Genomic DNA, 25,329 nt, shown 5'->3' with positions numbered 1-25,329 from the left:
AACTCCGCCGAATACACCTTCATCACCATGCGTGACATCTCTTCCTCTGGACCCTCAAGGTCCAGTGTCCAAGGTGTCCACGCCCAAGGGGAAAGGCCCGCCGGGGGCGAAGCCTTTGCGTAGGACGGGGCGCGTCTTGGTGGGGCGGGGCTGTATCTGATGGCGGCTTCCGCCACGCGGGCGCGACCAGCCCCCGCGGCGCCGCAGTCGCCATCCGGCCTGCCGCGGCACTTTGGCGGGCGAGGCTTGATGGGCGCGCAGCGCCCATTCAGGGGCGCGGGGCTGTGCCTGATATGCGGCTACCGCCGCGCGGGCGCGACCAGCCCCTGCGGCGCCGCAGCCACCGCCTGGGACGCGTCTTGATGGGGCGCGCAGCGCCGCCCCTCCAGGGGCGCGGGGCTGTGTCTGATGTGCGGCTGCCGCCGCGTGGGCGCGAGCGGCCACGACGGTGCCGCAGCCGCCGTCAGACCTGCTGCGGCACCCCATCCGGCGCACCTACACCCCCGCCCCCAAAACCCCCTCCGCCGCCTCCAGAATCTCCGTCACCCGCAGAGCGAACCCCGCATCACAGGCGTGCGGCCGACCGGAGGCAACCGCCTCCAGCAGCGCATCGGCCGCCCCGCTCAACGCACTCACCGCATCGCTGACCCCCTCGGGCAGCACCACCACCCCCGCCTCCCCCCGAAACTCCACCGCGTTCCCGGAGGCCGCGTCGGGAGCCGTCAGGCTCAGGGTCACCGTGCTGGACGCCCCACCGGAGTGCTCCAGCACGAGATGGACCGTGTCCCCGGGCCCGTGCGCGGCGGCCCCCACCCTGGTCACATCCCCCAGCACCGGCAGCAACACGGACAGCGCATGCGGCCCGACATCCCACAAGGCCCCCTTCTCCCGCCGCCACGGCGACTGCGCGAAGGGGCTGCCGGCGGACGTGAACACGGACCCCAGCCACTCGGCCCGCCCGGTGAACCACCCCTCCGTGGCCCCCTGTTCACGGATCCACGCGGAGATCACGGGATCGAACCGAGCCGTGAAGAACACGACGGACGAGACCCCGCTCTCCCGGGCCGCCGCCACCAACTCCCGCCCGGCCCCGGAGGACAACGCGAGCGGCTTGTCCAGCAGCAGATGCCGCCCGGCGAGAGCCGCCCGCGTGGCCAACGCGACCTGGACATCCGGCGGCAGAGCGACGGCGACGGCGTCCACATCGGAGAGAAGCGTGTCGACGTCGTCGTACGCCCGGACCCCGTACTCCCCGGCGATCTCCTTCGCGGCCTCCCCCCGCCGCCCCCACACCCCGACGAATTCGAGGGAGGGGTGCCCCGAGAGGGCGGGAGCGTAGGCGATCCGGGCCCACGGCCCCGTACCGAGCAGTCCGATGCGCATGACGTCACCCTCTCCGCGCCGGGACCGCGCACGCAAGGCCTGGGGAAGCCGATCTCACCGGCCGGACACCCCACCCGAACCCGCTGATCCCTGATGTACTTCTCCGGACCGGCAGAAAGCGCTTGCTGTCGGTCGCCCGCCGAAGACATCCGCAGGGATCCGGAGGACAACCGCCCATGGCGTCGTCGTACGAGCGACCGCTCGACCACCGCTACCGGGACGAGCACCCTGTCCGCACACTCGCCTACCTCTTGCGCGCCGACCGCCGCAAAATCCTCGCGGCCGTCGTCGTGTTCACCGTCAAGCACAGCCCCATCTGGCTGCTTCCGCTGATCACCGCGTCGATCATCGACACCGTCGTCCAGCACAGCGAGATCGGCCGCCTGTGGACGAGCACCGGCGTGATCATGTTCATCCTGCTGGTCAACTACCCCCTGCACCTGCTGTACGTACGGCTCCTGTACGGCAGCGTGCGCCGCATGGGCACGACCCTGCGCTCGGCGCTGTGCACCCGCATGCAGCAGCTCTCCATCGGCTACCACTCCCGCGTCAGCGCGGGCGTGCTCCAGGCGAAGGTCGTCCGGGACGTCGAGTCGGTCGAGCAGATGGTCCAGCAGACCGCCGAACAGGGCCTGGGCGCGGTCACCGTCCTGACCGGCGGCCTGATCATCATCGGCGTGCGCACACCGGAGTTCCTGCCGGTGTTCCTCGTGGTCGTCCCGGCCGCCGCGTTCGTCGTAGCCCGCCTCAGGGAACGCCTGCGCAGCCACAACGAGGACTTCCGGCACGAGGTGGAGGCCCTGTCGTCCCGCGTCACCGAGATGACCCGCCTCATCCCGGTGACCCGCGCGCACGGCCTGGAGCGCAAGGCGCTGCGCCGCATGGACGGCACGCTGAGCCGCCTCCTGGACTCGGGCCTCAGGCTCGACCTGGTCAACGGCCGCTTCGGCTCGCTGGCCTGGGTCGTCCTCAACGTCGTCGGCGTCCTGGTCCTCGCGGGCGCCGCGCTCGTCTCGTACTACGGCACCTGGGGCGTGAGCGCCGGTGACGTCGTCATGCTCAGTGCTTTCCTGACCACCCTCACCGGCTGCGTCACCACCCTCACCGGCCTCGCCCCGCTCGTCACCAAGGGTCTGGAGTCGGTCCGCTCGATCGGCGAGGTCCTCCAGGCGCCGGAGACGGAGGACAACGACGGCAAGACCGAAATCACGTCCGTCCAGGGCTCGGTGACGTTCCGTCAGGTCGACCACGCGTACGACGCCGGCCGGGCCGCCGTCCGCGACTTCACCCTCGACGTCACACCCGGCGAGACGATCGCCCTCGTCGGCGCGTCCGGCGCGGGCAAGTCCACCGTCCTCAACCTGGTCATCGGCTTCATCCGGCCGACCTCGGGCCAACTCCTCCTGGACGGCGCCGACATGAGCACCCTGGACCTGCGCACGTACCGCCGCTTCGTCTCCGTCGTCCCCCAGGAGTCCATCCTCTTCGACGGCACGATCCGCGAGAACGTCGCGTACGGCATGGAGGACGAGGCCGACGAGGCGTCCGTGCGGGCGGCCCTGCGCGACGCCAACGCCCTCGAGTTCGTCGACAAGTTGCCGCAGGGCCTCGACACCCTGGTCGGCGAACGGGGCGCCCGCCTCTCCGGCGGCCAGCGCCAACGCCTCGCCATCGCACGGGCGTTGATCCGCGACCCGAAGGTCCTGGTCCTCGACGAAGCGACCTCGGCCCTGGACACCCGCTCCGAGGCCCTGGTCCAACAGGCCCTCGCCCGCCTCCTCCAGGGCCGCACCACCTTCGTCGTCGCCCACCGCCTCTCCACCGTCCGGGGCGCCGACAGGATCGTGGTCATGGACGACGGCCGCATCCGCGAAGTCGGCACCCACGACGAACTCCTGCGCAGGGGCGGGGCGTACACGGCGCTGCATGCCGGACAGGCGGCGTGAGACGGGCGCGTTCATCAGCGTCCGGGGCTGGCTGGAGTGCGACGACCGGCAACTCGCGGCCGTCCACGAGATCGTCCGCGCCGCCGACGACGGCTTCTACAGCGGCGGCTGGAGCTTTCCCGCCCCCGTCAACCGGACCCGCTACGCCTTCTTCGGCGCCGACCTGCGGGCCGGCGAAGCCCCGTGGCTGCTCGACCAGTTGAGGCGGATCGCCGGACTCCCCGCCTCCGACGCGGACGGCGACCCGGTCACCGGTTTCTTCCTCGCGACCCACGAGGTGGAGGGCGCGAGCCAGTGGCAGATCCGCGACGGCGACCTGTACAGCTCGCCCGCGCCCGAGACCCTGCGCCATCTCGGCGTCTAAGGTCGATGGCAGACGCGACAGTGTCGTGAAGAGGGGGGATGCGCATGGCCGTCGACGTGTGGCACGAGTACGTCGCACGTGAACTGGGGCCCGTGCTCGCGGTGTTGGTCGCGCGGGCCGGGAAGCGGAGCCAGGAGCCGGTGCCGGGGGTGCTGGAGTGGACCCTGCCGTGGGGGATGGACGACGGCAACGGGCTGGTCCGGGTCACCCTGGTCACCGAGATCGTGCCGGGGAGTTTCGAGCGGCGGGTCCGGGTCGTCGTGGCCGCCGCCGCGCGGGAGTTCCTGGAGGGCGGCGGGAAGCTGGCGCTGCCCCGGTACGCCGACTGGGGTGCCGAGTACGCGCGTTCGCGCGGCGGGACCGATGCGGACGGCCCACGCCGGGTCCCGCCGCCGGACGGCCCCTTGACCCGGGGCATGGCCGAGCACCTGTGCCGCGCGCTCGGCGGACTCCCCGACACGCTCAGTGAGGAGCCCGGCGGAGAGGTCGGCTTCTCGGTGGCACCGGAGGAGACCGCCTGACGGCACGCAGTCCGGCCCGGCGAACAGTCGGGCCGGACCAGGCCGGGGACGGGGCAGGCCGGGGACGGGCCGGACCAGGACAGGACGCGGTCCGGCGATGAACCGTTCCCTCCGCTTGGCGAATCGTTTCGCCCCACGCCTGCTCGCCCGCCCCGGGCACTCCGGGCACCCCTCACGAAGCCACCGAGTCACTCCCGTCGCACGACTCCCGTTCCCCCGCCCCCGGCGCCGCCAGCCACTCCGCGATCGTGCGGGCGATCGGCTGCCCCGTCTCCACCTCGACGAACCCGAACTGCCCCGACTGGTTGCACTCCAGGAACCACCAGGTCCCGTCGGAGTCCTCGGCGAAGTCGAAGGCGCCGTACGCCAGTTCGGCAGCCCGGAGATACGCGAGGACCCCTTCGGCGACCCGGGGCGGCACCTCGACCGGCACCCAGGGCATCGCCGGGGACGCGAACCGGACGTCGATCTCGTCGGGGCCGGCGTCGGCGGCGACCTCCTTGCGCGCGCCCAGCATCCGCTCACCGACGACGGTGAGCCGGACGTCCGCCCGCTTGGGCACCCGGCGTTGCAGCAGCGTCGGCCCGAACGCCACCGCCGAGAAGTCCGCGTCCGGCGCGACCCTGCTCGTCGGCACCGCGCGCGGCGGCTCCTGCGGATGCGCCCCCGACACCGGCTTGACCACGAGATCCGGGAACCGCTCCGCGAACTCCCGCGCGGCCTGCGGGAATGTCGTGATCAGCGTGGCCGGCACCGGCAGCCCGCTCTGCTGCGCGACCCGCAGCTGCCACGGCTTGTGCCGGGCCCGGCGGGCGGCGTCCGGATGGTTCATCCAGCGCGCGCCCGTCGAGCGCAGCATGCCGTACAGGGCCTGCGCGGACTCCTCCGTGAGCCACTCGGAGGGCGCGGGGGCGTGCGACGCGGGCGCGCCGGGGCGCCGTACCCACACCGACCGCAGGCCGTCCATGCCCAACAGGCGCCCGGCGGCCCAGAGATGGCCGCGGAAGCCGCCGTGCACGTACTCGCCGGAGAGCGCGACCCCGTCCGTCAGGTCGGCGGGGTCCAGCCGGACCACCGGCACCCCGGTCGCGTTGAGGTGCACGACGACCATGTCCGCCGTCACGTCCTCCTCGCAGGTGAGGATGAGAACCGTCATCTCAGTCGTCGAAGTGCGTCTTGGAACCCGCCGTGGACGTCGTCGTGCCGAGTTCCCTGAGCAGGGTGAGGTCCGCCGCGGCGATCCTCCCGTCCGAGGTGACGTTCAACTGCATTCCTGGGTCGTAGGCGTACGGAGTCGTGGCCTCGAACTCCGCCGCCGGGCGTGCGTAGTTGAGCGCGAACGGTTGCATCGTCTCTCCTCTTCCGTGCTGCGCCGACCAAGCCGTCGTCTGCCGCGTCGTCGCGTCGCCCGGTGATTCACTTGGGCTTCCATTGACTTATACGAATCGAACGGGTGATTGGTTTCCTTACGGTGCGTGATCGCGGCGCGTCGAGTGCCCGGCTCTGGAGACCACGCGGGGGGACGAAAAGGTTGATCCGGTTCAGACGAGGTCTTTGGACGAGGTGCGCAGCGAACGGAGCGCGAGGAGCAGCACCCCGATGTCGTCCAGGTACACCGGGTCGGGCAACAGGTCGGTCGGCAGCACGAAGTAGAGGACCGCGCCCCAGAAGATCCAGCGCGGCCCGGTCGGCAGTCCGGCCCGCCGAAGCTCCCGCCGCGTCCGCACGAGCCGTACGGCCACGGCGACGGCGGCGGCGGCGGCGAGCACGACGGCCGCGAGGAGCGCGGCGACGACGAGCACCGTCGTGGTCGTGTCCACGTCCCCTCCCGGGGGTCCGAGGAAGCCGCACGGCGCGGCTCCCACTGTTCGGAGTACCCGCACAAGACGTTCGTATCGCCTAGTAGGTTCCCGGACCGCGGGTTTGGAGAGGCTTGGCTCACCCCAGCGGCTCACCCGAGTGGCGCGAAGCCGTACGGGTGTCCCTAATGGGCAGGGTAGCCGCGCGCCGCACTCGGGGGCGCTGATGTGGCCGCACCCATTTCATGGAGAACAGCATGACCACCCGCTCTCCGTCCGTCCGTCCGAACCCGACCGCCATACCCGGGGGCGAGCGCCTCGCACCCCCCGACACCCCTCCGCCCGGCACCGCCGTCGACGGCCTCGTCCGCGCCGCCGTCGCCGACCGGTCCCTGGAGGAACTGGCCGAACTCATCACCCTCCTGGAGCAGTCGCCCGCCTCGGCCCGGGCCGCCTCCGACGCACTGCGCGCCGCCGGAGTGGACCGCTCCGTCGAGGACGTCACCCGCCTCGTCACCCTCCTCACCCGCCCGCCCCGCCCCGCCGAGGGCGCCGACGAGATCATCCGCGCGGCGGCCGAACGCCGGCCCGTCGAGGACGTCACCCACCTGATGGCGCTCCTGCACCGGACCCCCCTCGAACCCCACTGCGAGGAGGAGGCCCTGCGCACCGCAGCGACCCGCCGCCCCGTGGAGGAACTCGCCGAGCTGATCGGCAGGTTGAGCGAGGAGGAACGGGCGGCGCGCACAGCGCCGGACCGCACGGTCGTGGGCACGGCGCCGCCGGACCACGACCCCACGACCGGCCCCGGCACCGGCCCAGGAGCCCCGGGCACCGGTTCCGGCTCCCGCTTCGGCCCCGGTTCCCGTCCGGGCTCCGGTGACGGCCCCGGCGGACGCCGGACCCCGCCCGCCGCGGAGACCGGCCCCGTACACCGGGCGTACCGAGGCGACGCCCCCGCCCCCGAGGAGGCCGCGCCCCGGCGCCCCCGCCGCTGGAAGCGCGGAAGCGCGCAAGCGGCGCCTGACGGGGGCGTGCACGCCGGGGCACGTCCCAAACCGGCGCGCGGGATGGCCGTACACGGCGAGCTGCCGCGCGCGGTGCCGGTGGGCAGTTCCCGTACGGGGACCGCGTACGACGACGAGGAGACCGCCCGCCTCGCCACGGCCGCGCGCAGGCGTGCCCCCGACCGAGCCACCCGCAGGGCGGGCCGCCTCACGGCGCTCCTGCTCCTCGCGACGGGCGCGGCGACCCTTCCCCTCCACCGCGACGGTGAGTCCCCCCAGATCTACGGCCTCGTCCTGGGCGCGGCCCTGGCCTGCACGATCCTGGGAGTCCTCCTGACGATCCGCCCGGCGGTCCCGGTCCTGGCCCTGACCCTCCTCGTCCCCGCGGCACTGGCAGCCGGTCAGCTGCTGCACGGACGGATGGGCCCGGCCTCCCTCACCCGGGCGATGGACCTGACAGCGGCCCCGGGCTGGCTGGCGGGAGGCCTGGCGGCGTGCGCGGCACTGGCGTCGCTGACGACCCTGCTGCTGGCGGCACAGCCGACGCAGGGAAGGTGACGGGTTAACTGAGGGGGAGGTGGCCCACGCCGGAGAAACGGCGTGGGCCACCTTCTCAATCCCCGGGCTTCTTCGGCAGCTTGAACCGCTCGAACGTCCGCGTGATCTGCTGGAACGGCGATTGCGCGGGACGCGCCGGCGTAGGCTCCGACACGCTGTCCACCACCCCCGCGGACTCCCGGAACACCTCCAGCGCCTCGTGCGCCCGTTCGGCCGCCTCCCGGTACAGGTCACGGGACTTGGTCATCGCGTCCAGCGCGTCCGCGTACATCGCGACGAGCTGCCGCTCCCGGTCCAGCTCCTCCCGCAGGGTGAGGAGATGCCAGTCCTCGCGCAGGGCCGTGAGCAACGCGTCCGCGTCGTCGGGGAGTTGCTGGGGCACCGTCGTGAACCGGGTGATGGCCTCGACGAGTTCGGAGGGCTCGGAGCCGTCCAGGAAGACGGTGCGGACGGCGAAGTCGGCGGGGTCGACGTCGCCGTGGGGGAGGATCACCGCGCCGCCCCGGGGGAGTTCGGCCCGCGACTCCTTCAACGCCCAGTTGACCGCACGGAGTTGCTGGGGCGCGGCGCGGTGCTCGACGACCCGGTCGCGCAGCCCGTCGGTGAGGAACCGCGTCAGGGGGAGCCGCCCGCGCGCGTCCGGCGTCATGGCCTCGTGGACGACGACGTGGATGGACCAGTCGTCGCGCATCGCGCTCTTGAGGACGCGCCGCAGATCCTTGTCGTCCGAGGGCAGCGCGTTGGCCTCCCGGAAGCGCAGCCCGGCGACCTGGGAGTGGTCCCACTGCCCGTCGATCTCCCAGGGCTCCTCGGACCAGAACCGGGTCGCGGGGGAGGGCCAGTGCCGGTTCCAGGGCTCCTCGGCCTCGGCGACGAGCGCCCACGGCCGGGTCGTCCCCCGCTCGGCCTCCTCGGCGATCTCCAGCCGGGCCCGGACGGTCACGTCCTCGCCGACCGTCCAGCGGGCCTCGAACACGAGCCGCCCCGGGGGCCGCACGTCCTCGCCCAGCTCCAGGAAGTCGACGATCTCCTCGGTCTCCTTGAGCCGCTGGAGATACCCGCGCACCACCTCCCCCGGCGCGGAGCCGGTGTGCAGCCCCCGGGTCAGCCACACGGTGGACGGGGTGGACGGAGGGGTGGCGCTGGAGCTCGACATGGATCCATCTGATGAGCGGAGAACGATACGGACCTCCCAGTATCGCCGCTCACCCCCACATCCGATCAAGAGGGGCCCACACACCCCGTACGGACGACACACCCGGGGCACACACCCCGCACCCCACATAACCCCCGCACACCCGTACCCCCGCCGCTTCCGCCCCGACGACAATCGTCAGGGCGGACAGGGCCGGCCCGTCATCCGCGTCGGGGCGGGCCCTGTCCGCACGGGAACCTTGGATATGTCCCCCTTCAGTCCCGCCTCCCCCCACCCCCGGTCCGCCCCCGCCGCCGACGGGGTACGGCCTCCTCCAGGCCCCCGCCCTCGCGCGCGGGCGCGCTGAACCCGCCCGGCACGGCACGGGCGGCCTGGGCCGGGGGCGCCTGCGCGGCCGTGACCGGCGCGGCGGCCGGCGGCGCGTCGCCCCCCTGCCGGGCACGCGGAGCGGCCCGCGCGACGACCCGCGTGTGGGACATCAGCGGCGCACAGGTGGAGCAGACCTCCATGAGGGTCCAGACCTGCCCGACGGCGGGATCGTGGCGCAGGACCAGGACGACGGCCCCCGCGCAGGAGGCGCGCGTGCCTTCGTGGGCCGCGCACTTCAGCTGGCGGCAGCCGCACGCGGCATCGGGCCGGACGGTCGCCGCGCGCGCGTGCGCGGCGGCGTGCGCTTCCGCGAAGCGGCGCAGGGCCGCGACATCGCGGGAACGGGCCGGCATCGGGCAGTTCGAGGAGCAGGTGACGGAGGCGGTCCGGTCGCGGTGCCCCGTCACGCGGATCGTCCACGACCGTCCCGGGCGACGAGTTGATGGTGCGTCAGGGTACGCGAGAGCCAAGGCCATGTGTCCTTTTGTTGTCGAGAGTGCTGCGCGAAGGTGCGCAAAGGGAGATCTACCCGGGTCGAGGGCGGTTCACAGCATGCCGAAGCCTTCTCCTTGCGGCGGGGACGCGCGGCCCGGCGGCGCGCCCGTGTCCGCACGCCCGCGCCCGCACGCCCGCGCCCGCGTGATCGCGTTCCGGCGTGCGAAATATATCGGCAGCCGATATATTCGGTTCCATGGGAACGAAGTCCATGACACAGGCCGCGTTCTTCGTGCTGACGGCCCTCGCGGACCAGCCCCGGCACGGGTACGGCATCCTGCGCGAGGTCGAGGACCTCTCCGGCGGCGAGGTCAGCCTCAGGGTCGGCACGCTCTACGGCGTCCTCGACAGACTCACCGCCGACGCCCTGATCGTCCTGGACCGCGAGGAGGTCCAGCAGGGCAGGCTGCGCCGGTACTACCGCCTCACCGACGAGGGCGTCGCCGCGCTCGACGCCGAGGCGGAGCGCATGGCGGCGGGCGCGAGCGCGGCCAAGCGCCGTATCGCCGAAGGCGGCCACAGCCCGGCCGCACCCGTCGTACCGCCCGTGACGGGCCCCGGACTCGCCGGAGGAGTCGCATGAGCACGCTGCTGGAATCCCGCTACCGGACCGTCCTGCGCCTGCTGCCCGCCTACTACCGGCGCGAGCGCGAGGAGGAGATGGTCGAGACGTACCTGTGGGACGTCGACCAGGAGACCCAGGACCAGAGCCGCCCCACGCTCGGCGAGGTCGCGAGCATCGCCGCGCTCGCCGTCCGCACCCGCCTCGGCACGGCCGCCTCGCCGCGCCGGTACGCCCTGTTCGGCGCGTCCGTACGGCGGTTCGCCCTGTTCGCGCTCCTCCTCCAGGCCGCCTCCGCGCTCGTGGACCGGGTCCTCGAACTGACCTGGGGGAGTTCCCACGGATCGGCGCAGTGGGACCTGTTCCTGACCCGTTTCAACGGCCGGGGGCCGGGGAACAGCGTGCCGGTCGCCGTCCTGGAGTGGACGCTCCCGTTGCTGTGGACGGTCGCCTACTTCGCGCTCCTGCGCGACCGCAGGCGCCTCGCCGGGATCACCGCCGCCGTCGCCGCGCTGCCCGAACTCTGGGTGTTCGTCGCCCCGTTCGTCACCGACGCCTTCCCGCCGGACCTGCCCTACGCCACCGCCAACGGCCTGCTCGCCTGGCTCACCGTCCTCGCGGTGTACGCCGCCTACCACCACGACGCCCCGCCGGCCGCCCTCCCCGCCGGCACCCCCGGCCTCGCCTACCTCGCCGCCTGCGTGGTCATGGGCGCCTCCCAGACCGTCCTCCCCCTGGCCACGGACTCGGTGTGGGCCCCCTCCACGGCCGTCCTCCTCGCGGGCCTCGCCTGGCTGGCCTGGCGCCCTCGCACCCCGGACACCGCCTTCGCCCTCGCGGCCCTCGGCGCCCTGCTGCTCGCCCTGCGCGTGACGACCCTCTACCACTGGTACGACGTCCTCCCGGCCGTCGCCCGCTTCGGCTCGGTCGGCCAGGCGGCGGGCCTGCTCCTGCTGACCGCCGCCCTCACCGCCGTGGCCGCGCGCTCAGTGCGGGAACGCGCGGGGCGCCCGTAGCCGGGGCAGCCCGTCCCTGAACTCCTCGATCCGCGCACTGATCTGCCGCATCAGCACCGTCTGCGCCAGCCGGTCCAGGTAGAGATTGCGCCGGGCGAGCGCGACGGCGTCCACGCAGAAATACATCGCCATCAGCGGATTCACGAACAGCTCGCCCTTCTTGGTCCGCTCCGTGAACCGCACGTCCCCGAACTGCCCGCGTACGGCGGCGGCGACCGACCCCTGCACGATGCTCGGGTGGCTCGCCGTCGCCTCCTGCGCGTGCGCGACGGCATCCAGATAGGCGGCGCCCTCCGCGCTCTCCCGGGGGATCGAGAAGGCGCCCAGATATCCGCCCTCGCGGTCCAGCGCGGCCAGATTCTCCAGCACCAGCGCGTGGTTGACGCCGTGATAGGCGTCCACCCCGAACCCCAGGCACACCACCAGCCGCTCCGCGACGTCCAGTCGGGCCACGGCCGCGAGGCTCGCCATGTCCTCCTCGGGCGTCCCGAGCCCCTGCTCGTCACCGCGCATCAGGATGTCGGTCCCGCCGTCGACCAGGACGATCGCGTCGACCCCGCCCAGGTGGTCGAGGAGCGCTCGGTAGGCGTCCAGCAGCGGCGCGGCGCCGGTGCGCGCGAAGGCGTACACCGTGGACGGCAGCCCCCGGCCGTCGAGCCACTGCGCGAGCGTGCGTTCCGGGAAGTAGTCGCCGCGCGCGGGGGTGCCGGGGCGTACGGCGGCGACGTCCGGCTCGATCCACACCTCGGACGGGAGGCCGTACAGGTCCGCGAACGACAGGTTCGCGAGGTGGACCTCCTTGCCGGCCGCCCGCAGCGCGAACGCCAGCGGCAGCCCGGCGTACACGTCGAATCCGCCGCCCGCACCGGCGATCAGGACCCGGCGGGCGTCGCGCAGGCGGGCGAAGAGGGGAGGCTCGGGGAGGGAGAACATCGGGGGACCATAACAACGGCGCGGGGCGGCCGTACAAGAATTCTGTACGGCCAAGAATTCTGTACGGTCCGCCCCGCGCTGGATCGGTCCGGTCAGGCGCCGCTCTCGCGGAGCATGTCCTCGCGCTCGACGAGCTTGACGCGCTCGCGGCCCTGGGGCTCGCCGAGGGCCTTCTCGGCGGCGTCCAGCTTGTACCAGCCCTCCCAGGTGGTGAAGCGGACCTCGCGCTCGGCCAGGAAGGCGTCGACGGACTCGGGCTGCGGCGACGACGGCTCCTGGAGGCGGCCGTTCGCGTGGTCGTCCAGGAGGTTCGCGACCGTCTCGTTCGCGTCGCCCTTGGTGTGGCCGATGAGGCCGACCGGGCCGCGCCGGATCCAGCCGGTGACGTACACGGACGTCAGGTGGCTGCCGCTCTCCTCGATGACCCGGCCGCCCTCGTCCGGGACGGTGCCCGAGTCGAGGTCCCAGGGGAGCTTCGGGAGCTTCTCGGAGAGGTAGCCGACGGCGCGGTAGACGGCGCCCAGGTCCCAGTCGGTGAACTTGCCGGTGCCCTTGACGTTGCCCGTGCCGTCCAGCTCCGTGCGCTCGGTGCGCAGGCCCACGACCTTGCCGTCCTCGCCGAGGATCTCGGTCGGGGACTCGAAGAAGTGCAGGAACAGCTTGTGCGGACGGCTCCCGACGTCGCGGATCGCCCAGTTCTCCAGCGTCTTGGCGACCATGTCGGCCTGCTTGTTGCCGCGCCGCGTCGCGATCGAGCCCTCGTCGTAGTCGATGTCCTCGGGGTCGACGATGACCTCGATGTTGGGGGAGTGGTCCAGCTCCCGCAGCTCCATCGGGGAGAACTTGGCCTGCGCGGGGCCGCGGCGCCCGAAGACGTGCACCTCCAGCGCCTTGTTGGCCTTCAGGCCGTCGTACACGTTGGCCGGGATCTCGGTCGGCAGCAGTTCGTCCGCCGTCTTCGCGAGGATGCGGGCGACGTCGAGGGCGACGTTGCCGACGCCGAGGACGGCGACCTTCTCGGCCTCCAGGGGCCAGGTGCGCGGGACGTCCGGGTGGCCGTCGTACCAGGACACGAAGTCGGCGGCGCCGTAGGAGCCGTCCAGGTCGATGCCCGGGATCGCGAGCTCGCGGTCGGCCATCGCGCCGGTCGAGAAGATCACGGCGTCGTAGAAGGCGCGCAGGTCGTCGAGGCTGATGTCGGTGGGGTAGTCGACGTTGCCGAAGAGGCGGATCTGGGGCTTGTCCAGCACCTGGTGCAGGGCGGTGATGATGCCCTTGATGCGGGGGTGGTCCGGGGCCACGCCGTACCGGATCAGTCCGAACGGGGCCGGCATCCGCTCGAAGAGGTCGATGGAGACACCGGGGTCGGCGGCCACATCGGACTTGAGCAGCGCGTCGGCGGCGTAGATCCCGGCGGGGCCGGCTCCGACGATGGCTACCCGCAGGGGGCGGGGCATGATCAGGTTCCCTTCGAGCGGCAGTTGATCGACTCGACGGGAAGCCTAAACTAAGGCAAGCCTAACCCGGTACGCGGGTCCGGTCTATGAGCTCATAAACCGGTCTTATGAGTTCTCCCGACGTCGGGTGCGACCAGCAGTTTATCGGGGTTTCACTTCCGCTTTTCGGCCGGGGGCCCGGGGGTTGCCCCCCGGGAAGACTCAGCATCTGTCTGCGGGGAGCGGTTGCTCCGCCCAGATGACCTTCCCCACGGACGAGTACCGCGTCCCCCACCGCTCCGCGAGCTGCGCCACCAGGAACAGGCCCCGCCCGCCCTCGTCCGTCATCGCCGCGTACCGCAGGTGCGGTGACGTACTGCTCGCGTCGGAGACCTCGCAGATCAGCGACCGGTCGCGCAGCAGCCGCACCCGCACCGGGGCGCCGCCGTAGCGGATCGCGTTGGTGACCAGCTCGCTCAGGATCAGCTCGGTCGTGAACGACAGGTCCTCCAGGTCCCACTCCACCAGGCGCCGGGCGACCGCCGCGCGCACCCGCGCGACCTCCGCCGGGTCCATCGGCACCTCCCACTCCGCGACCCGGTCCGGGCCCAGCGCGCGCGTACGGGCGACGATCAGCGCGATGTCGTCGTTCTGGCGGGCCGGCAGCAGCGCGTCCAGGACCGCCACACAGGTCGGCTCCGGCGCGTCCGGCGCGCCCGCGAGGGCCGCGCTCAGCAGGTCGAGACCGCTGTCGATGTCCCGGTCCCGGGACTCCACCAGACCGTCCGTGTACAGCGCGAGCCGGCTGCCCTCGGGCAGCTCCAGCTCGACCGTCTCGAACGACGGCAGCCCGCCCAGGCCCAGCGGCAGCCCCGGCGGCACCTCCGCGAACTCCACCCGGCCGTCCGGGTGCACGATCGCGGGCGGCGGATGCCCGGCCCGGGCCATCGTGCAGCGCCGCGACACCGGGTCGTAGATCGCGTACAGGCAGGTCGCGCCGGTCACCGGGGCCGCCGACTCGTCCTCCTGGTCGATCCGGTTCACCAACTCGTCCAGCAGACCGAGGAGTTCCTCCGGCGCGAGGTCCAGCGCCGAGAAGTTGTGCACGGCCGTCCGCAGCCGGCCCATCGTCGCCGCCGCGAGCAGCCCGTGCCCGACGACGTCGCCGACCACCAGCGCGACCCGCGCCCCCGACAGCGGCAGGACGTCGAACCAGTCGCCGCCCACCCCGGCCTGCGCGGGCAGGTAGCGGTACGCGATGTCCAGGGCGCTCTGCGCGGGCAGCGTGCGCGGCAGCAGGCTGCGCTGAAGCGTTTCCGCCATCTTGTGCTCGCGGGTGTAGCGGCGCGCGTTGTCGATGGTGACCGCCGCCCGCGCCACCAGCTCCTCCGCGAGCGCCACCTCGTCCGAGTCGAACGGCTCGGGCCGCTCCGAACGCCAGAAACTCACCACACCCAGCACCAGCGCGCCCGCGCGCACGGGGACCGTGATCAGCGAGTGGATGCCGAACTCGACGACCTGCTCGGTGCGTTCGAGGTCCTGCGCCCGCCACCCCGGCGACGCGTCGAGCCGCGCCTCCAGGACCACCCGGCCCTCCGCGAGGCTGCGGGCCTGCGGCGCCGACTCCACGAACTTCAGCGGCTCGCCGACCGCGTACAGCGGAGCGCCCTTGCGCACCCCCGTCGACGCCGTGCGCCGCAGCGCCGAGCCCGGCTCCGGCTCCTCGCCCTTGATCACCGAGTCGAACAGGTCGACGGTCACGAAGTCCGCGAACCGGGGCATCGCCAGCTCGGCCAGCTCCTCCGCCGTACGCGTCACGTCCAGGTCCGTGCCGATGCCGACGCCGGCCGCGTACAGGATGTCCAGCCGCTCGCGGGCCTCCTCCGCGCGGCCGGACAGGGCCCGCAGCTCCGTCGAGTCGCGCAGGGTCGCGACGCTGCCCGAGGGGCCGCCGGCGAGCTGGGTGGAGCGCTGGTTGATCGCCAGCAGCTTGTCGCCGACCAGGCGCACCTCGTCCGACACGACCGCGCCGGACGCCAGCAACTCCGCCGTCGCCGCGTCCAGGCCCAGGCTCATGACGTACCGGCCCTCCGCGTTCTGCGGGAGGTCCAGCAGGCGGTACGCCTCGTCGTTCGCGAGCATCAGGCGGCCGTCGCCGTCCACGATCAGGACGCCCTCGCGCACGGCGTGCAGCACCGCGTCGTGGTGCTCGTACATGCGGGTCATCTCGCGCGGGCCCAGACCGTGCGTCTGGCGCAGCAGACGGCGGCTGACCAGCGCGGTGCCGCCCGTCGCGAGCAGCAGCGCGGCACCCGCCGTGACCAGCACGAGGGGCAGCTGACGGTCGACGGTCCCGCCGACGCTCTCCGTCGTGATCCCCGCCGACACCAGGCCGACGACCTTGCCGTACGGCGACTTCACGGGGACGACGGCCTGGACCAGGCGGCCTATCGTGCCGTCGATGTCCTCGACGACCGTGCCGCCCGCCTGCGCGGGCGCGATCGTCCCGACGAACTTCTTGCCGATGCGGTCCGGCTTCGGGTGCGTGTAGCGGATGCCGTCCGGGTTCATGACGACGATGAAGTCCATGTCGGCGGCCTTGCGGGCGGCCTCCGCGCGCGGCTGGAGCACCGTCGTCGGGTCCGGCGACGCCAGCGCCTCCAGCATCCCCGGCGCGTTCGCGAACGACTCCGCGACCGCCAGCGAGCGGTTGCGGGCCTCCTCCGTGCCGTCGTGCCGGACCTGGAGCACCAGCGCGACCACCGCAGCGACGACCAGCAGCAGGACGACGGCCACCTGGAGCACGAACACCTGGGTGGCCAGACTCCGCCGGCCCAGCGCCCGGCGCGGCGCGACGGGGATCCGCCGCTCCCGTGCGCGGCGGGCTGAGACGGACGGACGCGGTGCGTGTGGTCCACGGGGACGACGGGCCATGCGCCATGTCTACACTGCCGGGCTCCGGGAGGCGAGAGGCGTAACGGAGGGTGATGCGGCGCACGCGGGGGCGGGGGCGGGCCGACGGGGGGTGATCGTTTCGCGGGGGAAGCGGGAGCGGGGGCCTGTGAGGGGGCGCGTCGGGGTGCGCGGGGTTCCGGAAGGGGGGCGCATTGGGGTGTGTGGGGGTTCCGGAAAGGGGCGCGTTCGGGTGGGCGGGTTTGAGCGGGCCGCGTGCCGGGTTCGAGCGCGGTCCAGGGAACCGGTGGATTCCGTGCGGAAGTTCACGGGCCGGAGTCGGCGGGGTGATGGGGAGGTGACGTACGTCATGGCTTGGCCAACTGCCCCCGACACGTTGGGGTGGATTTCACCCGGTGTCCCTGACGCCCCCTGAGACGCGCGGAGAAGAGTGAGCGGCGATCCGTCCGTCACTCATCAAGGGGCTTTCATGGCCGAGTTGACCCGACGCAGACTCCTGGGATCCGCCGCCGGCACGCTGGGCGGCGCCGCGGCCCTCTCCCTGCTCCCGCCGAGCGTCCAGAAGGCCGTCGCCGCGGGAGCGCCGCGGCACGGCTCCCTGGGCGACATCGAGCACGTCGTCATGCTGATGCAGGAGAACCGGTCCTTCGACCACTACTTCGGCACCCTCAAGGGCGTACGCGGCTTCGCCGACCCCGAGGCGCAGATCCTCGACACCGGGCGCTCCGTCTTCTACCAGCCGGACGCCGAGAACCCGAAGGGGTACCTGCTCCCCTTCCACCTCGACACGCACTCCTCCAGTGCCCAGGCCATCCCGTCCACCAGCCACGCCTGGTCGGTGCAGCACGAGGCGTGGAACAACGGGAAGATGGACCGCTGGCTGCCGGCCCACCGCAAGGCCGACGGCGTCAACGGGCCGTACGTCATGGGCTACTACACCCGTCGCGACATCCCCTTCCAGTTCGCGCTGGCGGAGACGTTCACCATCTGCGACAACTACTTCTGCTCGGTCTTCGGACCCACCTGGCCCAACCGCCTGATGTGGATGACCGGTTCGATCGACCCCGAGGGCACCCACGGCGGGCCCGTCACCAGCAACGCCGCCCCCAAGCCCTACACCTGGACCACGTACGCGGAACGCCTCCAGGCGGCCGGCGTGAGCTGGAAGGTGTACCAGGAGGACGACAACTACGGCTGCAACATGCTGGAGCGGTTCGCCGCGTTCAAGAACGCCCGGCCCGGCTCCGACCTCTACGAGCGCGGGGTGCGGAGACAGCCGGCGGGCACGTTCGAGGACGACGCCCGGGGCGACCGGCTGCCCGCCGTCTCCTGGATCATGCCGACGAGCTACCAGTCGGAGCACCCCGACTACCTGCCCGCCGCCGGCGCCGACTTCGTCGCCTCCAAGATCGAGGCCATCGCCGCCAACCCCAAGGTGTGGCGCAAGACGGCGTTCATCCTCAACTACGACGAGAACGACGGGCTGTTCGACCATGTGGCCCCGCCCACGCCGCCCGCCGGCACGCCGGGGGAGTTCATCAAGGGGCTGCCCATCGGGGGCGGCTTCCGGGTGCCGGCGATCATCATCTCGCCGTGGACGGTGGGCGGCTGGGTCGCCACGGAGGCTTTCGATCACACCTCCGCGTTGCAGTTCCTGGAGCGGTTCACGGGCGTCGCCGAGCCTCAGGTGAGCGACTGGCGCCGGGAGACCTTCGGCGACCTCACGTCCGCGTTCCGCTTCTCCCACTCCCGGCCGCGCCCGCCCCGTCTTCCCCATGACACCGCCGAGCAGTTGGCCAAGGCGAAGGAGGAGGTGGCGACGTTGCCCAAGCCGACGCTGCCGGGGGCGGAGCAGACGTTTCCGAAGCAGGAGCGGGGGCGCCGGCCGCAGGTGTGAGGGCGGGCGGTCGGGCGCGGGTTTCGCGGGGGCTGCTGGGTCCGGGGGGATGCTGCCGGGTTTGTGAAGCCGGGCGGTTTCGGGGGTGCGGGTGGGGAGCCGACAGGCTTGGGCGGGGGTGGCGCGGCGGGGGAGTGGGTCGCCGGGCACGGGTGCGGGGGCGGCGGACTGTCGGCGGTGATGGTCGCGGCGGCCTCGGGCGTGCGCGTGGTGGCCGTCGACGTCAGCCCGCGCGCGCTGGACCTCGCGCGCTGGACCTCGCGCGGACCTTCGGTGCGACGGAGTGCGTGGACGCGGGGGCGGCTGGGTGGTTCGGTGGGGCGGTTCGGCGGAGCTTCTCGCGCTGGGCCGGCTCACCGGCGCCCGACGGGGGGCGCCGGTCCTCGCCCGCGCTGCGTGAGGGCCCGGTGGGCCTTTGCGGCGGGCCGGTCCCTGGGTGTGTTCCCCGGTGGCCTTCCGCAGGTGAGGGCGAGGCCGTCGGGCGGGTGCCGACGGTGTGGCGGGAGGCGGACCGGGTCTGCCGCATTCCGCGTGTGTGCCGCTGGTGTCCGGCAGTAGGTGAGGGGCTGTCCGCGCGCGGGTGCCCTTTCAGCGGCGGCGACTCCTGTGCGGGTGGCCCGGCGGGTGCGGGCCCGGTGGCCGGCGGGTCGTGGTGACTCGGGCGTGTTTCGCTGTGCGTCGCTGTCCGAGATCCTCGGGGGGGCCTCAGGCGGTGACGCGCAGGGTGCGTTTGGCGAGGTCGAGGGCCGGGAGCATGGCCTTGTGCTCCGCGTCGTCGATGCCGCCCAGGTGGATGATCACGGGGCCCTCGGGGGTGGTGACGGCGAGGGCGTGTTCCGACTTGGTCTCGTCCATGAGTTCCACGTGGACGCGGTAGGAGACCTCCACGCCGGACGCGCTGCCCGCCGTGAACGTCGCGTACTTCTCCTCGCTGACGCCCTTCTCGGCGGCGACGAAGCCCTTGAGGACCGTGCGCGCGTCCGCGTCGCCGGGCTTGCCCTGGTAGACGCGGATGAAGCCGATGTGGCCCGCGGGTTTGGCGTCGATCTCGCAGACGCCGGTGACGGGGCCCTGGCGCAGGAGGGCGTCGAGGAGGTCGTCGGAGGCGCCCTTGGGCGCCGCTATGGACTCGGCCTTCCACTTCGCGGCGGTCTGGAAGGTCACCGGCAGCTCGCAGGCGGAGCCCTTCGCGCCCAGCGTCCCGCCGGAGGCGGCCGACGGAGGGGACGCGGACGCGGAGGGCGAGGGCGTCGCCTGCGCCTTCGCGCTGCTCTTCGCCGCACCGCCGTCCGCGTCGCTCCCGGACGTCCCGCACCCGGCCAGCACCCCCGCCATCAGTACCGCCGACATCCCCCGTCGCATGTTCCCCACCCTGCGTTCCCCTCTCGTGCGTATCTGACAACGGACTGTAATCGAGGCCACTGACAACGCCTCCGGCAGGGTGTGGCGATGGTCACTTTGATCGGGCGCCGACTAAACCAAGGGCCGCGAACGGCCGTCGTTGTGAGTGCGTGGGTCGTGGTGTTCGGTTGCGTGCGCCTCGCGCAACCGGTACCGAAATCAACCTGAATGTCGATTCCGGGCGTCTCAGGAGTTAGATTCGATCTTCCGAATGTGTGTGCGGGTGACCAGTGGGGACGACGGTGGGGCGAGAAGTGGACGAGAAGGCGGGGACCCGACGGAGATCACCGCTCTACAGGGGCGTCGCGTTCATAGGGCGCACCCTGTGGGGCGAACTCCAGGGCATCGTCGTCGACCCGGTGCGCGAACTGTGGCGCAGGGGCCCCTCCGCCCTCTCCCTCGCCATCGTCGCCTGCGCGGGCGTGATCTTCTTCCACGCGATCGCCCAGAACGACACGGGCGAGAAGATCGTCCGTGAGGTCGGCGGCGTCCAGGGCGACCTGCCTCTGTGGCAGGCCCTGCTGCGCACGCCGATCTCGCTGTACGTCCCGGCCCTCGACCTGCCCGTCTGGGCGGGCATCACCCAGCTGTTCCTGGCCTTCGCCCTCGCCGAGGTCGCCCTCGGCCGCGCGCGCACCCTGTTCATCGCCTACGCGTCCACCCTCTCGGGCACGCTCACCGTCCGCGTGATGCTCGCCCTGGGCCCCGACCACTGGGGCGGGCTGTCCCCGGAGTTCGGCAAGGTCCTCGACACGGGCCCCTCGGCGGCCGTCGTGGGCCTCTTCACGTACATGTCCGTCATCCGCCGGGCCCCGATCGTGTTCACCCTCACGGGTGGTTCGATGGTCGTCGAGTCGATCGCCAAGCCCAACCTCGCGGGCCGCGAACACCTCATCGCCGTCGCGGCGGCGGTCGTCATGGGGCTCCTGCACGGCCAGGGCGACCGCGTACGGGCGCTGCTCCCGGCATGGGTGCCCTGGCCGAAGCCGGTGCCCACGGCGACGGCATCGGCCGAGGTGGCGCCGCCGGAGGGGCCCGAGCCGAAGAAGGCCGAGGCGCCCGCCGTACGCGTGCGCGGGGAGGCCGCCCCGGAGTGCGGGCGAATACGGTGACAGGGCTGTCCTTCAGAGGCGACGATCTCCCGTCGTACGGAAGGACGAGACGACCCGGCCCGGCACGTGCGGGCACACCCCGCGCGGACCGGTCCGGCAGCTCCCTCGCCGGGCGGTATACGTCGCTCGGGGGCCGCCGCTGAGGGGGGCCGCGAGCAGGGGAGCGCGCATGGAGTACTACGACCTCGGGAGCTACGGCCGGCTCGTCACCACCGCGTCCGCCGAGGCGCAGAAGTGGTTCGACCGGGGCCTGGTGTGGACGTACGCGTTCCACCACGAGGAGGCCGTCGCCTGCTTCGAGGAGGCCGTGCGCGCCGACCCGGAGTGCGCGATGGCCCACTGGGGCGTCGCCTACGCGCTGGGCCCGAACTACAACAAGCCCTGGGAGTTCTTCGACGACCAGGACCTCGCGCGGACCGTCCAGCGCACCCACGAGGCCGTCGAGCGGGCCCAGGAGCGCGCCGCCCGGTCCCGGCCCGTCGAACGGGCCCTGATCGCCGCCCTCAGGGCCCGCTACCCGCGCGCGCAGGCCGCCGAGGACTGCACGGTGTGGAACCGCGCCTACGCGGACGCCATGGAGGCCGTGTACGCCCTCGCGCCGGACGACCTCGACGTCGCGGCCCTGTACGCCGAGGCCCTCATGAACCTCACCCCCTGGCAGCTGTGGGACCTGAGGACGGGGGAACCCGCCGAAGGCGCGCGCACGCGGGAGGCCCGGGACGTCCTGGAGCGCGCCCTGGCGGCCGACCCCGAGGGCGCTCACCCCGGCCTGCCGCACCTGTACGTCCACCTCATGGAGATGTCGCCCACCCCGGAGGCCGCCCTCGCGGTCGCCGACCGGCTGCGGAGCGTGGTCCCCGACGCCGGGCACCTCCTGCACATGCCCTCGCACCTGGAGATCCTCTGCGGCGACTACCGCAGGGCGGTCGCCGACAACACCGCCGCGATCACCGCCGACGAGAAGGCGCACGCGCGCGGGGGAGCGATGAACTTCTACACCCTGTACCGCGCGCACAACCACCACTTCCGGATCTACGGCGCGATGTTCCTCGGCGCCTCGAAAGTCGCCCTGGAGGCCGCCCGCAGCCTGGAGGAGTCCATCCCCGAGGACCTGCTCAGGATCGAGAGCCCGCCCATGGCCGACTGGCTGGAGGGGTTCCTCGCGATGCGCGTCCACGTCCTGATCCGCTTCGGGCGCTGGACCGACGTCCTCGCCCTGCCCCGCCCCGCCGACCCCGACCTGTACTGCGTCACCACCGCGATGCACCACTACGCGCGCGGGGTCGCGTTCTCCGCCACCGGCCGCGTCCCCGAGGCGGAGGCCGAACACGCCCTGTTCCACGCCGCCGTCGCCCGCGTCCCCGACTCCCGGACCCTGTTCAACAACACCTGCCAGGACGTCCTCGCCATCGCCGCCGCGATGCTGGAGGGCGAACTGGAGTACCGCAAGGGCGACGTCGACCGCGCCTTCGCCGCCCTGGAGCGCTCCGTCGAACTGAGCGACAACCTGCCGTACGACGAGCCCTGGGGCTGGATGCAGCCCACCCGGCACGCGTACGGGGCGCTCCTGCTCGAACAGGGCCGCGTCACCGAGGCCGAGGCGGTCTACCGCGCGGACCTCGGCCTCGACCCGGCGCTCCCGCGCGCGGTCCACCACCCCGGCAACGTCTGGGCCCTGCACGGCCTGCACGAGTGCCTCGTACGGCTCGGGAAGCACGGCGAGGCCGCGCTGATCGGCCAACAGCTCACCGTGGCCCGCGCGTTGGCCGACGTACCCGTCGAGTCGTCCTGCTTCTGCCGGGGGCGGAGCACGGGCCCCGGCTGCTGTGACGAAGCCCTCTGAGCGCCCGCTTTCCCGTACCGGAAGTAACATGATCCACTCTGACTTTAAGTGAACCTTACGAACACCGCGGTGTCCGGCTCACCCCCCACCCCATCCCGTCGGAGGACCGTCATGCCCCTTCCCGAGGACGCGCTCCAGCAGGCCCGCGCCGCCTACGAGGAACACGCGCGCACCTGCCGCCAGTGCCACTTCGACACGGTGCCCTGCGCCGTCTCGAAACACCTCATGCGCGTGTACAACAACGCCCGCAGACAACAGGCGCGCACCAACTCGCCCGCCCGCTGAGCCCGTTACGGGTCCCGGGTACCGTTGCTGACCGCCGTGGTACGCCACGATGTGGTAATCACGATCATGGCAACGAGGCTCGGGACCCCAGGGGGAGCACACAGCATGGCGGGCACACGGTGAACGACACACGCGCGCGTAAGAGCGCCTTCGCGCGGGACTTCGACGCCCGGCGCGCACGCGACTGGGCCCGGCTCGCGCTCCTCCTCGCCGCCTGCGCGGTCTTCACCGTCGTCGCGGGCGCCGGGTCGGACGGCTGGCTCGTCCTCCTGAGCGGCGTGGCGGGCCTCTCGCTGGCCGGAGCGGGCCTGTGGTGGGCCCTGGCGCACCGGGGCTGGACCAGGCTCCTGGGAGCGCTCCTGGCGGTCCTCGTGCCGATCGGCGTCCTCGTCCTCTACGCCTCGTCCGGACTGTGGGTCATCGCCGTCTGCGCCATCGCCCTGTGGACCGCCGCCCTCGCCAGCGCGCGCTCCGCCCTGCGCAGCGTCCGCCAGCCGCACGCCAAACGCCGCAGGCGCGGGCGCAAGACCCCGCCGCCCAGCCGGCCGGTGTTCATCATGAACCCCCGCTCCGGGGGCGGGAAGGTCGAACGCTTCGACCTCGTCCGCCGCGCCGAGGCCCTCGGCGCCCGCGTGATCCTCATCGCCCCCGACGGCACCACCGACCCCGAGGCCGAGGCCCGGCGCGCGCTCGCCGAGGGCGCCGACCTGCTCGGCGTCGCGGGCGGTGACGGCACGCAGGCGCTGGTGGCCGCCGTCGCCGCCGAGCACGACGTGCCGTTCCTCGTCATCGCCGCCGGTACGCGCAACCACTTCGCCATGGACCTCGGGCTCGACCGCACCGACCCCGTCACCTCCCTCGAAGCCCTCACCGACGGCGTCGAGTTCCGCGTCGACCTCGGGGACGTCGACGGGCGCGCGTTCGTCAACACGGTCTCCTTCGGCGCGTACGCGGAGATAGTCCAGAGCCCCGAGTACCGCGACGCCAAGGCGTTCACCGCGCTCGACCTCCTGCCCGACCTGCTCATGGGCGAGGCCGGGGCGACCCTCGGCGTCCACGCCGACGGCACCCGCCTGCACGCGCCGCAAGCCGTCCTCGTCAGCAACAACCCCTACGCGCGCGCGGACCCCTTCGGCGGCGGCCGGCGCCCCCGCCTCGACTCCGGCAACCTCGGCGTCATCGGCATCAAGGTCGAGGGCGCCGCCCAGGCCGCGGAGGTCGTCCTGCGCGGCGAACGCGCGGGCGGCATCACCTCCACGAAGTCGTCCCGCGTCGAGGTCTCCGCCGACCGCTCCCACATCCCCGTCGCCATCGACGGCGAGGCCCTCGTCATGCCGGTCCCCGTCGTCTGCACCCTCCGCCAGGGCGCCCTGCGCGTACGCGTACCGCGCCGCAGACCCGGCGCGACGTACTCCCCGCCGAACGTCGACTGGCGCAGGATCGTACGCCTCGCGCTGGACCGGCCGCAGGTGGACGCGGGGGAGGGGGATGACTGAGGGAGAGCCGGGTACGCGTGCGCGCCGGGTCGAGGCGGCTTCTCGCCCGGTCGGTGCCATCGTCGGGTACGCGTGCGCGCGGGCGGCGGCAACGCTGTCCCCCGCGCGCGCACTGTCCCTTCCCGCCTCCCGGAGACCTTCCTCCCTGTCCTGGCCCCGGCGCGCGCCCGCGCGTTGCGTCCCGGCCCCGAAACCGCCGTCCGGAGAAACGACCATGCCCGACCCCCGCAGCCGTCTCGACGGCATCAGCCTGGTGCGCGACCTCGCCGCCCTCGACCAAGCCCTCTACGAGGCGGTGACCGTCACCAAGACGCCCACCCTGGACACCGCGCTGCGCCGGCTGTCCACGGCCGCCAACCACTCGAAGATCTCGTTCGCGGCGGCGGCCCTGCTGGCCCTGCGGCCCGGCAAGACCCGCCGGGCCGCGCTGCTCGGGGTCGCGGCCGTCGGGGTCGCCTCGGCCACCGCCAACCTCGCGGGCAAGAAGCTCGTACGCCGTCCCCGCCCGCACCGCGCGGAGGACTCGCCGTTCCCCGGACGGCACGTCCCCATGCCGGACTCGGCGTCCTTCCCGTCTGGGCACACCGCGTCGGCCGTCGCCTTCGCCGCCGCCGTGAGCACCGCACTGCCCGCGACGACCCTCCCGCTGGGACTGCTGGCCTGCGCCGTCGGGTACTCGCGCGTGCACACCGGGGTGCACTATCCGGGAGACGTCATCGCCGGGGCGGTCCTGGGGACCGGAGCCGCGGCGACCGTCCTCGCGGTCGCGGGCGCGCGGCAGAAGTGACCTGGGGGTAGTCCCCCCGCGCGCGGGGGGCACGGTCGGAGGGGTGGGAC

The 25,329-nt window shown here is 72.9% G+C and carries 22 protein-coding genes and 1 pseudogene; 13 read left to right on the top strand and 10 right to left on the bottom strand.

Annotation, left to right across the window (positions count from 1 at the left end):
- Positions 1-495 precede the first annotated feature (495 nt).
- Positions 496-1,383, bottom strand: a complete 888-nt coding sequence (locus tag PV682_RS21515) for a Gfo/Idh/MocA family protein (RefSeq protein WP_319732183.1) — start codon at positions 1,381-1,383, stop codon at positions 496-498.
- 176 nt (positions 1,384-1,559) lie between these two features.
- Here PV682_RS21515 and PV682_RS21510 point away from each other — a divergent pair, with 176 nt between their 5' ends.
- Genes PV682_RS21510 through PV682_RS21500 form a run of 3 tightly spaced genes read left to right on the top strand, consistent with a single transcriptional unit; the run spans position 1,560 to position 4,214 of the window.
- A complete protein-coding gene (locus PV682_RS21510; protein ID WP_319732181.1) occupies positions 1,560-3,329 on the top strand; it encodes an ABC transporter ATP-binding protein in 1,770 nt (589 codons plus the stop codon).
- Complete coding sequence (locus PV682_RS21505; RefSeq protein ID WP_319732179.1) at positions 3,310-3,693, top strand: hypothetical protein; 384 nt, start codon at positions 3,310-3,312, stop codon at positions 3,691-3,693. The genes PV682_RS21510 and PV682_RS21505 overlap by 20 nt, the downstream gene beginning before the upstream one ends.
- A gap of 44 nt (positions 3,694-3,737) precedes the next feature.
- Complete coding sequence (locus PV682_RS21500; RefSeq protein WP_319732177.1) at positions 3,738-4,214, top strand: hypothetical protein; 477 nt, start codon at positions 3,738-3,740, stop codon at positions 4,212-4,214.
- Between the two features lie 172 nt (positions 4,215-4,386).
- Here the strand turns inward: PV682_RS21500 and tgmB are convergent, their stop codons facing one another.
- The 3 genes from tgmB to PV682_RS21485 all read right to left on the bottom strand — a co-directional run bounded on the left by tgmB (position 4,387) and on the right by PV682_RS21485 (position 6,034).
- The gene (tgmB, locus tag PV682_RS21495; protein WP_319732174.1) at positions 4,387-5,370 is read right to left on the bottom strand and encodes an ATP-grasp ribosomal peptide maturase; all 984 of its coding nucleotides are present in this window, start codon (positions 5,368-5,370) and stop codon (positions 4,387-4,389) included.
- A 1-nt stretch (position 5,371) separates the two neighbouring features.
- Positions 5,372-5,563: a putative ATP-grasp-modified RiPP gene (gene tgmA, locus PV682_RS21490; RefSeq protein ID WP_055725104.1), complete on the bottom strand. Its 192-nt coding sequence runs from the start codon at positions 5,561-5,563 to the stop codon at positions 5,372-5,374.
- Positions 5,564-5,755: 192 nt separating this feature from the next.
- Positions 5,756-6,034 carry a YkvA family protein gene (locus PV682_RS21485; protein ID WP_319732172.1) on the bottom strand — a complete coding sequence of 93 codons (279 nt, stop codon included), beginning with the start codon at positions 6,032-6,034 and terminating at the stop codon, positions 5,756-5,758.
- A gap of 236 nt (positions 6,035-6,270) precedes the next feature.
- On the opposite strand from PV682_RS21485, the gene PV682_RS21480 reads away from it, so the two are divergent.
- Entirely contained in the window at positions 6,271-7,578 is a 1,308-nt protein-coding gene (locus PV682_RS21480) for a hypothetical protein (RefSeq protein ID WP_319732170.1), read from the top strand.
- Between the two features lie 55 nt (positions 7,579-7,633).
- On the opposite strand, the gene PV682_RS21475 is transcribed toward PV682_RS21480, so the two are convergent.
- Together PV682_RS21475 and PV682_RS21470 are read right to left on the bottom strand one after the other, a co-directional pair.
- Entirely contained in the window at positions 7,634-8,734 is a 1,101-nt protein-coding gene (locus tag PV682_RS21475) for a hypothetical protein (RefSeq protein WP_319732169.1), read from the bottom strand.
- A gap of 254 nt (positions 8,735-8,988) precedes the next feature.
- Positions 8,989-9,510: a hypothetical protein gene (locus PV682_RS21470; RefSeq protein ID WP_319732168.1), complete on the bottom strand. Its 522-nt coding sequence runs from the start codon at positions 9,508-9,510 to the stop codon at positions 8,989-8,991.
- Positions 9,511-9,809: 299 nt separating this feature from the next.
- Here PV682_RS21470 and PV682_RS21465 point away from each other — a divergent pair, with 299 nt between their 5' ends.
- Together PV682_RS21465 and PV682_RS21460 are read left to right on the top strand one after the other, a co-directional pair.
- A complete protein-coding gene (locus PV682_RS21465; RefSeq protein WP_055718910.1) occupies positions 9,810-10,181 on the top strand; it encodes a PadR family transcriptional regulator in 372 nt (123 codons plus the stop codon).
- Positions 10,178-11,176, top strand: a complete 999-nt coding sequence (locus PV682_RS21460) for a hypothetical protein (RefSeq protein ID WP_319732166.1) — start codon at positions 10,178-10,180, stop codon at positions 11,174-11,176. Before PV682_RS21465 ends, PV682_RS21460 begins: the two co-directional genes overlap by 4 nt.
- Here the strand turns inward: PV682_RS21460 and PV682_RS21455 are convergent.
- The 3 genes from PV682_RS21455 to PV682_RS21445 form a co-directional block, all read right to left on the bottom strand.
- Positions 11,147-12,109 carry a DUF1152 domain-containing protein gene (locus PV682_RS21455; protein ID WP_319732164.1) on the bottom strand — a complete coding sequence of 321 codons (963 nt, stop codon included), beginning with the start codon at positions 12,107-12,109 and terminating at the stop codon, positions 11,147-11,149. The genes PV682_RS21460 and PV682_RS21455 overlap by 30 nt on opposite strands.
- A 92-nt stretch (positions 12,110-12,201) precedes the next feature.
- The gene (locus PV682_RS21450; RefSeq protein ID WP_319732162.1) at positions 12,202-13,566 is read right to left on the bottom strand and encodes an FAD-dependent oxidoreductase; all 1,365 of its coding nucleotides are present in this window, start codon (positions 13,564-13,566) and stop codon (positions 12,202-12,204) included.
- A gap of 201 nt (positions 13,567-13,767) precedes the next feature.
- Positions 13,768-16,479 (bottom strand): SpoIIE family protein phosphatase, encoded by a 2,712-nt coding sequence (locus PV682_RS21445; RefSeq protein ID WP_407705713.1) that lies wholly within the window; start codon positions 16,477-16,479, stop codon positions 13,768-13,770.
- A 448-nt stretch (positions 16,480-16,927) separates the two neighbouring features.
- Between PV682_RS21445 and PV682_RS21440 the strand changes: the two genes are divergently transcribed.
- Positions 16,928-18,355, top strand: coding sequence for an alkaline phosphatase family protein (locus tag PV682_RS21440; protein WP_319732161.1), 1,428 nt, complete (start codon positions 16,928-16,930; stop codon positions 18,353-18,355).
- Between the two features lie 114 nt (positions 18,356-18,469).
- Positions 18,470-18,684, top strand: a pseudogene (locus tag PV682_RS21435) (alcohol dehydrogenase); the annotation flags it as partial.
- A 376-nt stretch (positions 18,685-19,060) separates the two neighbouring features.
- On the opposite strand, the gene PV682_RS21430 reads toward PV682_RS21435, so the two are convergent.
- Positions 19,061-19,717 (bottom strand): lipoprotein, encoded by a 657-nt coding sequence (locus tag PV682_RS21430; RefSeq protein ID WP_319732159.1) that lies wholly within the window; start codon positions 19,715-19,717, stop codon positions 19,061-19,063.
- Positions 19,718-20,010: 293 nt separating this feature from the next.
- Here PV682_RS21430 and PV682_RS21425 point away from each other — a divergent pair, with 293 nt between their 5' ends.
- From PV682_RS21425 to PV682_RS21405, 5 genes are all read left to right on the top strand, one after another.
- Positions 20,011-20,868, top strand: coding sequence for a hypothetical protein (locus tag PV682_RS21425; RefSeq protein WP_319732204.1), 858 nt, complete (start codon positions 20,011-20,013; stop codon positions 20,866-20,868).
- 169 nt (positions 20,869-21,037) lie between these two features.
- Entirely contained in the window at positions 21,038-22,711 is a 1,674-nt protein-coding gene (locus PV682_RS21420; protein WP_319732157.1) for a hypothetical protein, read from the top strand.
- 111 nt (positions 22,712-22,822) lie between these two features.
- Positions 22,823-22,996, top strand: a complete 174-nt coding sequence (locus tag PV682_RS21415) for a hypothetical protein (RefSeq protein WP_319732155.1) — start codon at positions 22,823-22,825, stop codon at positions 22,994-22,996.
- A gap of 119 nt (positions 22,997-23,115) precedes the next feature.
- The gene (locus PV682_RS21410; protein WP_319732153.1) at positions 23,116-24,492 is read left to right on the top strand and encodes a diacylglycerol/lipid kinase family protein; all 1,377 of its coding nucleotides are present in this window, start codon (positions 23,116-23,118) and stop codon (positions 24,490-24,492) included.
- 214 nt (positions 24,493-24,706) lie between these two features.
- Complete coding sequence (locus PV682_RS21405) at positions 24,707-25,279, top strand: phosphatase PAP2 family protein (RefSeq protein ID WP_112474155.1); 573 nt, start codon at positions 24,707-24,709, stop codon at positions 25,277-25,279.
- Positions 25,280-25,329 lie beyond the last annotated feature (50 nt).

The sequence above is a fragment of the Streptomyces niveiscabiei genome (genome assembly GCF_033794345.1).
GTDB lineage: Bacteria > Actinomycetota > Actinomycetes > Streptomycetales > Streptomycetaceae > Streptomyces > Streptomyces niveiscabiei.
Note: the sequence above shows the minus strand (reverse complement) of the source record. Positions and strands in the feature narration are given on the sequence as shown.

Coding starts and splice junctions, on each gene's coding strand:
- PV682_RS21515 (WP_319732183.1), bottom strand. CDS start 1,383: ATGCGCATCGGACTGCTCGGTACGGGGCCGTGGGCCCGGATCGCCTAC.
- PV682_RS21510 (WP_319732181.1), top strand. CDS start 1,560: ATGGCGTCGTCGTACGAGCGACCGCTCGACCACCGCTACCGGGACGAG.
- PV682_RS21505 (WP_319732179.1), top strand. CDS start 3,310: ATGCCGGACAGGCGGCGTGAGACGGGCGCGTTCATCAGCGTCCGGGGC.
- PV682_RS21500 (WP_319732177.1), top strand. CDS start 3,738: ATGGCCGTCGACGTGTGGCACGAGTACGTCGCACGTGAACTGGGGCCC.
- tgmB (WP_319732174.1), bottom strand. CDS start 5,370: ATGACGGTTCTCATCCTCACCTGCGAGGAGGACGTGACGGCGGACATG.
- tgmA (WP_055725104.1), bottom strand. CDS start 5,563: ATGCAACCGTTCGCGCTCAACTACGCACGCCCGGCGGCGGAGTTCGAG.
- PV682_RS21480 (WP_319732170.1), top strand. CDS start 6,271: ATGACCACCCGCTCTCCGTCCGTCCGTCCGAACCCGACCGCCATACCC.
- PV682_RS21475 (WP_319732169.1), bottom strand. CDS start 8,734: ATGTCGAGCTCCAGCGCCACCCCTCCGTCCACCCCGTCCACCGTGTGG.
- PV682_RS21465 (WP_055718910.1), top strand. CDS start 9,810: ATGACACAGGCCGCGTTCTTCGTGCTGACGGCCCTCGCGGACCAGCCC.
- PV682_RS21460 (WP_319732166.1), top strand. CDS start 10,178: ATGAGCACGCTGCTGGAATCCCGCTACCGGACCGTCCTGCGCCTGCTG.
- PV682_RS21455 (WP_319732164.1), bottom strand. CDS start 12,109: ATGTTCTCCCTCCCCGAGCCTCCCCTCTTCGCCCGCCTGCGCGACGCC.
- PV682_RS21450 (WP_319732162.1), bottom strand. CDS start 13,566: ATGCCCCGCCCCCTGCGGGTAGCCATCGTCGGAGCCGGCCCCGCCGGG.
- PV682_RS21445 (WP_407705713.1), bottom strand. CDS start 16,479: ATGGCCCGTCGTCCCCGTGGACCACACGCACCGCGTCCGTCCGTCTCA.
- PV682_RS21440 (WP_319732161.1), top strand. CDS start 16,928: ATGGCCGAGTTGACCCGACGCAGACTCCTGGGATCCGCCGCCGGCACG.
- PV682_RS21430 (WP_319732159.1), bottom strand. CDS start 19,717: ATGCGACGGGGGATGTCGGCGGTACTGATGGCGGGGGTGCTGGCCGGG.
- PV682_RS21420 (WP_319732157.1), top strand. CDS start 21,038: ATGGAGTACTACGACCTCGGGAGCTACGGCCGGCTCGTCACCACCGCG.
- PV682_RS21415 (WP_319732155.1), top strand. CDS start 22,823: ATGCCCCTTCCCGAGGACGCGCTCCAGCAGGCCCGCGCCGCCTACGAG.
- PV682_RS21405 (WP_112474155.1), top strand. CDS start 24,707: ATGCCCGACCCCCGCAGCCGTCTCGACGGCATCAGCCTGGTGCGCGAC.